Annotated in this window: 6 protein-coding genes; 4 read left to right on the top strand and 2 right to left on the bottom strand. The window is 65.7% G+C overall.

Features of this window, described 5'->3' with window-relative positions:
* Together VKP01_RS07545 and VKP01_RS07540 are read right to left on the bottom strand one after the other, a co-directional pair.
* The coding region (locus VKP01_RS07545) for a transaldolase family protein (RefSeq protein WP_324411539.1) at positions 1–272 on the bottom strand (272 nt) is incomplete at its 3' end.
* A 24-nt stretch (positions 273–296) separates the two neighbouring features.
* Positions 297–782, bottom strand: a complete 486-nt coding sequence (locus tag VKP01_RS07540; protein WP_324411538.1) for a RidA family protein — start codon at positions 780–782, stop codon at positions 297–299.
* A gap of 190 nt (positions 783–972) precedes the next feature.
* Between VKP01_RS07540 and VKP01_RS07535 the strand changes: the two genes are divergently transcribed.
* The 4 genes from VKP01_RS07535 (at position 973) to VKP01_RS07520 (ending at position 7,628) form a co-directional block, all read left to right on the top strand.
* The gene (locus tag VKP01_RS07535; RefSeq protein ID WP_324411537.1) at positions 973–1,830 is read left to right on the top strand and encodes an EipB family protein; all 858 of its coding nucleotides are present in this window, start codon (positions 973–975) and stop codon (positions 1,828–1,830) included.
* Positions 1,831–2,107: 277 nt separating this feature from the next.
* Positions 2,108–3,052, top strand: a complete 945-nt coding sequence (locus tag VKP01_RS07530) for a flagellin (RefSeq protein ID WP_324411536.1) — start codon at positions 2,108–2,110, stop codon at positions 3,050–3,052.
* 190 nt (positions 3,053–3,242) lie between these two features.
* On the top strand, positions 3,243–6,695 hold the full coding sequence (gene dnaE, locus VKP01_RS07525; RefSeq protein ID WP_324411535.1) for a DNA polymerase III subunit alpha: 3,453 nt from the start codon (positions 3,243–3,245) through the stop codon (positions 6,693–6,695).
* A 132-nt stretch (positions 6,696–6,827) separates the two neighbouring features.
* Positions 6,828–7,628: an enoyl-CoA hydratase/isomerase family protein gene (locus tag VKP01_RS07520; protein WP_324411534.1), complete on the top strand. Its 801-nt coding sequence runs from the start codon at positions 6,828–6,830 to the stop codon at positions 7,626–7,628.
* Positions 7,629–7,774: the final 146 nt, after the last annotated feature.

Genomic DNA, 7,774 nt, shown 5'->3' with positions numbered 1-7,774 from the left:
CCCGGCACGATCCCGGCGAGCTCGGCGCCGAAGGAAACGGCGAGCCGGTCACAGACCGCTTCAGCCCGCGCCTCGATCGGCCCCGACAGGCTCTGTCCCCAGGCGATCGCCTCATCGACAAGCGGCGCGGAGGCGGGATCGCCGGCGGCTTTCAGAAGCAGCGTCGGATTGGTGGTGCAATCCTGCGGATTCAGGCGGCGCACCGCCGCGATGTCGCCGGTATCGGCGACGACGACGGTCATCTCGCGCAGGCGATCGAGCTTGGATGTCATGTTTGTCTCCCCGGATGGCGGCGCTCAGCGCACTTCGAACATGCCCTCGACCTCGACGGCGGCATCGAGCGGCAATTGTGCGACACCAATGGTCGAACGGGCATGGCGCCCGACATCGCCGAACACCTCGACCATCATGTCCGAGGCACCGTTCATGACCTGGGCGACGGGCCCGTAATCGGGCACGCAATTGATGAAACCGCCGAGCCGCACCACCCGGGTCACCGCGTCGAGATCGCCGATCGCGGCGCGCAGCTGCGCCAGCAGATTGATCGCGCAGGCCCGCGCTGCCTCGCGCCCGGCTGCCTCGTCCACCGCATCGCCGAGCTTGCCCTGATGCGCAGGCGCGATCTTGCCGTCAGGGCCGAGGCAGATCTGGCCGGAAATGATCACCAGATTGCCGCTGCGCACGAAGGGCACATAATTCGCCACCGGTGCGGCGGGCGTAGGCAGGCTGATGCCGATTTCAGCGAGGCGGGCCTCGATCCGGCCCTGCGTGGCGTTGCTCATGATGCGCTCCCGTTGGTCTGCTCTTCGGCGGCGGTACAGCTTCCCGTCTGATCTGCGCTTGTGGCGGATCGCAGGCGCGAGGGCAAGGGGGGAGAGCAAGAGAGGAGAAAGCGCTGCGCGATACGATGGTGTTTGCGCCGCACCCGCACGCCGCTTACAGTCGACGCGTCGAATCGAGGGTTGTTTGCGCATGTCCGTTTCCCCACTGTCACCCGGGTCATCCCCCCGGCTCTCGCGCTCCGTCCGGACTGTAACCGCAGCCGCGATGCTCGGCTGCGCGCTTGTCGCATCCCCGGGGGCCTCGGCGGCGCCGCAGGAGGCGACCGCACTCGCCTCGCACCGGGCGGTTTACGATCTGAGCCTCCTGCGCGGTGGCGGCGACGTGATCGATGCCGAGGGGCGGATCGTCTATGAATTCGTCGGCAGCGCCTGTGAGGGCTACACCACGAATGTACGCCAACTCACCACGCTGATCGGCGAGGGGGGCGAAATGACCCTCGACACCAACGTCACGACCTTCGAGGAGGGTGACGCGGGCGCGTTCAGCTTCCGCACCCGCACCCTGCTCGACGGCATGCCGACGATGCGCACGCAGGGCGAGGCGGAAATCGTCGATGGCGGACTGCGGATCCTGCTCGAGGAGCCGCGCAGCGGCGAGATCATGCATGCGGAGGAGCCCGCCTTCCCCGCGCAGCATATCATCGCGATTCTCGATGCAGCGCAGGGTGGTAACGCGATCCTCGAAACGGCAGTGTTCGACGGTGGCGATGAAGGCGACGACATTCACGACACCCTCGCCGTGATCGGCGCCCCGCTCGGCCCCGATGAGGGCAGCGCATTTTCCCAGCTCACCCGGACCCAGCGCTGGCGCGTCACCCTGAGCTATTTCGATCGCGGGGAAGTGGGCGACGGCACGCCGGGCTATGTGGCCGGTTTCGATCTGCACGAGAACGGGGTCACCACCGATCTGACGATGGAATTCGGGGATTTCGCGCTGGCTGGTGCGATGACGTCGATCGAATTCCTCGACACAGCGCCTTGCCCGTAAGCCTTGCCCGTAAGTCTTACCCGTAAGTCTTGCCCGTAAGTCTTGCACATCAAGCCGATGCGCACCGCCGGTACGCACCGTTTGGCGAAAAATCGCCCGACGCGTCGAATTGCAATGCAAGCCTTAAGCTTCGCGCAAGCTTCGGCTGGCAGTCTCTTGCCTATGACGGGTTGGGCCGCAGCATCAACACAGGCCCAAAGGCATGACGCCGCTCCCGCCATACCGGTGAAAACCCGGCATGTCCCTTCGTTGTTCTCTATCGAAAAGGGACGTTACCATGTCTAGCCTTCTGACGAACTCCGCCGCAATGACCGCGCTCCAGACGCTGTCGGCCACCAACAAGCAGATGGACATCACGCAAAACCGCATCTCGACCGGTTACCGTGTCTCCGACGCCGCCGACAACGCCGCCTACTGGTCGATTGCAACCACCATGCGCTCGGACAACAAGGCGCTCGGCGCCGTCCAGGACGCTCTCGGCCTCGGTGCCGCGACCGTGGACGTGATGTATACCGCCCTCAATTCGACGGTCGAGGTCGTTTCCGAGATCAAGGCCAAGGTCACTGCCGCCGCGCAGCCCGGCGTCGATCGCGGCAAGATCCAGGGCGAGATCGACGAGTTGCAAAACCAGTTGCAGAACATCGCCGCCTCGGCCGTGTTCAACGGCGAGAACTGGCTGCAATTCGACTCCACCGATGCGGGCGCCTCCGCCGATCGTGAGATTGTCAGCTCCTTCACCCGCACGGCAACGGGTGCCGTGAGCCTGGAGACGACGACCGTCGAGATCACGGGCACGCAACTGATCGACACGAATGCCGCCAATGCCGGTATTCTGGATGAGGATCGTTCAGCAACCTTCACCTTCACCGGTGCATCGGTGACGGGTACCAGCCTGGTGGATATCAACGTCAATGCGGCAGCCGCCGATGGCGACTTCTCTGCAGATATGGAAGTGGCCGTGGGCCTCGTCGATGCGGTTCTCTCCGACATCACCGATGCCGCCACCAATCTCGGTGCGATCAAGAACCGTATCGGCCTGCAGCAGGACTTCGTCACGGCGCTGAAGGACTCCATCGATCGTGGCGTCGGCCAGCTGGTGGATGCCGACATGAACGCCGAGTCGACCCGTCTGCAGGCACTCCAGGTGCAGCAGCAGCTCGGTATCCAGGCACTCTCGATCGCCAACGGCAACAGCCAGAACATCCTCTCGCTGTTCCGCTGATCGCGGGCCAGACAAAGTTCGATACCCTCGACTCGGGGGCCGTGTCCTGGCAACACGGCCCCTCTTTCATGTGCCGCAGCCGGTCCGCGCCCATCCACAGATAGCGCTCGTCAATCGCGGCCGATACCCTCGACTCGGACGCCCGGCTTTGCCACAAACAGATCCGTCGGATCGTTCGGGGAGACGGGAAATGAGCGTGCTGCGCGAAGTCGGATTCGTTCATCTCCACGTCCATTCCTCCTATTCGCTGCTGGAAGGCGCGCTGCCCATCGCGAAGCTCGCGAAACTCGCCGAGGCCGATCGCCAGCCCGCGCTCGCCCTGACCGATACCAACAACCTATTCGGCGCGCTGGAATTCTCCGAAAAGCTTTCGGGTGCCGGCATCCAGCCGATCCCGGGCGTCCAGATCACCACCGCCTTCGAGCCGGGCGATCCGACGCAGCGTATCAGTGCGCCCGGCACCGCCGATCTCGTCCTGCTCGCCACCTGCGAGGAGGGCTATGTCAATCTCATGCGCCTCGTCAGCCGGGGTTATTTCGATGTCGATCTCGGCGCCGAGCCCTGTATCGCGATCGAGGCCCTGCGCGAGCATGGCGAGGGGGTGATCGCAATGACCGGCGGCCTGCGCGGGCCGCTCGACCGGGCGCTGTTTCACGGGCGCTCGGAACTGGCCGAGCAGCGCTTTGCGACCCTGCGCGAGATTTTCGGTGACCGGCTCTATGTCGAGATCCAGCGTCACGGCATGGAGGAGGAGCGCGCGGTCGAGGGCGCGCTGATCGCCATGGCCGACCGGCACGGGGTGGGGCTCGTCGCCACCAACGAGCCGTTCTTTCCCGGCCCGGACGATTACGAGGCGCATGACGCGCTCATGGCCGTGGCGGAAGGCCAGGTCGTTTCGCAGGATCAGCGCCGCAAGCTGACACCCGAGCACGGTTTCAAGACCCGCGCCGAAATGCAGGCCTTGTTTTCCGATCTGCCCGATGCGCTGACCAACAGCGTCGAGGTCGCCATGCGCTGCGCCTGGCGGGTGCGCACGCGCAAGCCCATCCTGCCGAATTTCGCCCGTCCCGACGAACCGGGCGCGGACGAGAATGCGGAACTGCGCCGCCAGGCCGAGGAGGGGCTTGCACGCCGGATCAAGGCCCACGGCCTGGCCGAGGGCTTCACCGAGGAGGATTACCGGGCCCGGCTCGATTACGAGATCGGCATCATCCAGAACATGCAGTTTCCCGGCTACTTCCTGATCGTGGCCGATTTCATCAAATGGGCGAAGGATCACGACATCCCCGTCGGCCCCGGGCGCGGTTCGGGTGCGGGCTCGCTGGTAGCCTATTCGCTCACCATCACCGATCTCGACCCCTTGCGCTTCGGTCTGCTGTTCGAGCGCTTCCTCAATCCCGAGCGCGTCTCGATGCCGGATTTCGACATCGATTTCTGCGTCGAGGGCCGCGAGGACGTGATCCGCTACGTGCAGGAACGCTATGGCGAGACCAATGTCGCGCAGATCATCACCTTCGGAACGCTTTTGGCGCGTGGCGTTCTGCGTGATGTCGGGCGCGTGCTCGAAATGCCCTATGGGCAGGTCGACAAGCTGACCAAGCTCGTGCCGCAGAACCCGGCCAAGCCCGTCACCCTTCCCCAGGCCATCGCCGACGAGCCCCGCCTGCAGGCAGCGGCGGAGGAGGAGCCGGTGGTGCAGCGTCTGCTCGCCATCGCCCAGAAGCTGGAAGGCCTGCACCGCCACGCCTCGACCCATGCGGCGGGCGTGGTCATCGGTGACCGCCCGCTGCAGGAGCTCGTGCCGCTCTATCGCGACCCGAAGACCGGGATGCGGGTGACGCAATACAACATGAAATGGGTCGAGCAGGCCGGCCTGGTCAAATTCGACTTCCTCGGCCTGAAGACGCTCACCGTGATCAACCGCGCCATCGGCCTGATTGCGCAGGATGGCGGGGAGCGCATCGACATCTCCTCGATCCCGCTCAATGATAAAATCACCTACGACATGCTGCGCCGGGGCGAGACGATCGGCATCTTCCAGGTGGAATCGGCGGGCATGCGCAAAGCGCTCGTCGAGATGGCCGCCGACCGGGTGGAGGATCTGATCGCGCTGGTGGCGCTCTACCGCCCCGGCCCGATGGCGAATATCCCGGTCTATTGCGAGCGCAAGCACGGGCGCGGCGAGCCGGAAGAAAAATGGTATCCGCTGCCCGAACTCGCCCCGATCCTGCGCGAGACCTTCGGCATCATCGTCTATCAGGAGCAGGTGATGCAGGTCGCCCAGGAGCTCGCCGGCTATTCGCTGGGCGATGCCGATCTGTTGCGCCGCGCCATGGGCAAGAAGATCAAGGCGGAGATGGATGCCCAGCGCGGGCGCTTCGTCTCCGGCGCCACCGAGCGCGGCATCGCGCAGGAGAAGGCGGACGAGATCTTCGACCTTCTGGCGAAATTCGCCGATTACGGCTTCAACAAGTCGCATGCGGCAGCCTATGCGCTGGTCTCGTATCAGACCGCCTGGCTGAAGGCGAATTTCCCGGTCGCGTTCATGGCCGCCTCCATGACGCTCGATATCGACAATACCGACAAGCTCTCCGAATTCCGTCGCGAGGCGCAGAGGCTCGGCATCAATGTGGCACCGCCCTCTATCAACGAATCGGGCGTCGAATTCGCCGTGCGCGAGGGCACCATCGTCTACGCACTCGCGGCGGTGAAGGGGGTGGGGCGCCAGGCGGTGGAGAGCATCGTCGCGGCGCGCGGGGACGAGCCCTTCAAGGATCTCGCCGATTTCGCCCGGCGCATCAAGCCGCGGGCCCTCAACAAGCGCACGCTGGAGAATCTCGTGGCCGCCGGCGCCATCGATGCGCTGGAGCCCGACCGGGCCCGCGCCATGGCGGCGGTCGATCCGATCTTCGCGCTGGCCCAGCAGGCGAGCGAGGCGGAGGCGGGCGGCATGATCGACATGTTCGGCGGCGTCGCCTCCGCCGATGTCGCCCTGCGCATCCCGGACTATACGCCCTGGACCGCATCCGAGCGGCTGCAGCGCGAATACGATGCGGTCGGCTTCTTCCTCTCCGGACACCCGCTCGACGAATATGAAGGTCTGCTCGACAAGCTCAGAGTGCAGCGCTGGAGCGATTTCGTGCGCGCGGTGAAGAGCGGCTCCAGCGTCGGGCGGGTGGCCGCCACTGTGCTCGACAAGCAGGAGCGGCGCACCAAAAGCGGCTCGAAAATGGGGATCTACCAGCTCTCCGATCAGACCGGCCATTTCGAGGCGATCATCTTCTCCGAAGGCCTGCAACGCTATCGCGACATTCTCGAGCCCGGCGCCGCCGTGATCCTCATGATGCAGGCGGGGATCGAAGGCGAGGAGATCCGCGCGCGGATCGGCACGGCGGAACCCCTCGACGAGGCCATTGCCAAGCACCAGAAGGGGATGCGCATCTATCTGCGCGACGAGCGCCCGATCGCCTCCGTGCAGCAGCGCCTTGCGGCGCGCGGCGAGGGCGAGGTCTCGCTCGTGCTGATCCTCGACGAAGGCGCGCAGGAGGTCGAGGTCAGGCTGCCTGGCAAGTATCTCGCCACGCCGCAGATCGCAGGCGCGTTGCGCGCGGTGCCCGGCGTGGTGGATGTCGAGATCAGCTGAGATGGGGTGATCGAACCGCACGGGCGGGGTTCGCAGCGAAAACGCCGCAACGGATGTGGGTCAATGCCGGTGGCGCGCATCTGCATCCGGGCTATCGTCGGCGCATCCGCCACCGAGCCCGGATGATACGCGATGAGCCAGAAATCCACCGATGCCGTGACTCCCCCGCCCGTTCTCGTCGCCCGTGAGGGCGCTGTCGCCATTCTCGCCCTCAACGAGCCGGCCAAGCGCAACGCGCTGACCATGGATCTGCGGCTTGCCTTGCGCGAAGCGCTTGACGAAGCGATCGCCGATCCGGATTGCCGCGCCATCGTGCTCACCGGCGCGGGCGGGGCTTTCTGTTCGGGCGGGGACCTCTCCGCCATGCGCGCCGACGATCCGATGGGTGCGCGCCGGCGCATCGCCATCATCCACGACATCGTGCGCCGCATCGCGGCGGGGCCGAAACCCGTCATCGCCGCCGTCGAGGGCGCGGCTTTCGGCGCCGGTCTCGCGCTCGCCGCGGCGAGCGACGTGGTGGTGGCCGATCCAGGTGCAAAATTCTGCGCCTCCTTCGCCAAGGTGGGCCTGATGCCCGATGCCGGGCTGATCTGGTCGCTGCCGCCGCGCGTGGGACTCGGCGCGGCCAAAAGGATGATGCTCGAAGCCCCGGTCATCGGCGGCGAGGAGGCGAAGGCGCTCGGGCTCGTCGATATGCTCGCCCCCGCCGGCAGCGTGCGCGACATCGCGCTCGCCCGCGCCCGCGACATCGCCCGCCTCGCGCCGCTCTCCATCGCCATGACGAAGGCCGCTTTCGCGCGCGGCACGGACGATCTCGACCGCGTGCTCGCCTGTGAACTCGACGGTCAGCCCATGCTCTTTGCCAGCGCCGACCACCAGGAGGGCCGCCACGCCTTCGCCGAGAAGCGCGATCCGCAATTTCGCGGGGCGTAAAGGGCGATCTTCGACGTGAGAACGCTGACTTTCGGGAAGAGCGCACGCTTTGCGCATTGCGAGACACGAAAGCTGATTGCCTGTCGCGATTCGACTGGAATTATTGTAAATTAAAGCGTTGGTGTCCGGATTAACGGTGGTCGGAC

This window comes from Saliniramus sp. (assembly GCF_035311605.1).
Lineage (GTDB): Bacteria > Pseudomonadota > Alphaproteobacteria > Rhizobiales > Beijerinckiaceae > Saliniramus.
The sequence above is the reverse complement of the archived record's forward strand: the minus strand, read 5'-3'. Positions and strand labels throughout refer to the sequence as shown.